Raw genomic sequence first — 1,136 nt, 5'->3', positions numbered from 1 at the left:
GAAGGCCATGTGGCATTCGTCGCCGCCGCTTTGGTAGTCGCCGAAATAGTCGACGACGTCCTCCGGCCACTGGTTCGCTTCCGCCAGCAGCACCGTGTCGGGATACATCGCGTCGAGGAACTCATGGGTCGCGGGCAGGTTCTCGCAGTTCGTGCCCTCCTCCGCGTACAGATACGGCACCGCGTCCAGCCGGAAGCCGTCGATGCCCAGGTCGAGCCAGAAGCGGAGGGCGGCCAGGATCTCCTCCTGCACGGCCGGGTTCTCGTAGTTGAGGTCGGGCTGGTGGGAGAAGAAGCGGTGGAAGAAGTACTGCCCCCGGACCGGGTCGTACGTCCAGTTGGAGGCTTCTGTGTCGACGAAGATGATGCGGGCGTCGGCGTACTGCTTGTCGTCGTCGGCCCACATGTAGTAGTCGCCGTAGGGGCCGTCGGGGTCTTTCCTGGATTCCTGGAACCACGGGTGCTGGTCGCTGGTGTGGTTCATGACGAAGTCGATGATGACGCGCATACCGCGCTGGTGGGCGGCGTCGACGATTGCTGTCCTGGAAGGAGCGGACCAGGACCTCGTAGAAGACGGCGCGCTTGAACCAGTCGGGGTCACGATCCTTGGCAGGGGTGTCCTCGAAGGTGTCCAGCACGGGCTCATTGACGGTCATGACGCGGGGGACCCTCCGATCTGCGGTGGCGATGCCTGGAAGTGGAGCACGTGCGCGGGAGCCCTGCCGGGCTGAAGGCGTACGTAGTTGCTCCGGCCCCATCGGTAGGTCTCACCCGTCAGCTCGTCGTGCACGGACAGGGAGGCATCCCAGTCCAGGCCGAGTTGCGGCATGTCCAACGAGACCGTGGCCTCCTGGGTGTGGTGGGCATCAAGGTTGGCGATCACCAGAACCGTGTCCGGGCCTGTGCGTTTGCTGAAGGCGATGAGCGCGTCGTTGTCCGTGTGATGGAAGCGAATGTTCCTGAGCCGGTGCAGGGCGGGGTGGGCCCTGCGAATGGCGTTGAGCCGGGTGACGAGAGGGACGATGGTGCGGCCCTCGAGTTCGGCTGTCTCCCAGTCGCGGGGTCGGAGTTGGTATTTCTCGGAGTGGAGGTATTCCTCGCTGCCGGGGCGCAGGGGGGTGTTCTCGCACAGTTCGT

Annotated in this window: 2 pseudogenes; both read right to left on the bottom strand. The window is 64.7% G+C overall.

The annotated features are described in order from the left end of the window. Positions 1–655: pseudogene (locus IF78_RS44690) on the bottom strand (alpha-amylase family glycosyl hydrolase); the annotation flags it as partial. Beyond that, positions 652–1,136 (bottom strand): annotated as a pseudogene (locus IF78_RS0142855) (DUF3459 domain-containing protein); the annotation flags it as partial. The pseudogenes IF78_RS0142855 and IF78_RS44690, both read right to left, overlap by 4 nt.

It is taken from the genome of Streptomyces bicolor, assembly GCF_000719285.1.
Classification (GTDB): Bacteria; Actinomycetota; Actinomycetes; order Streptomycetales; family Streptomycetaceae; genus Streptomyces; species Streptomyces bicolor.
Note: the sequence above shows the minus strand (reverse complement) of the source record. Positions and strands in the feature narration are given on the sequence as shown.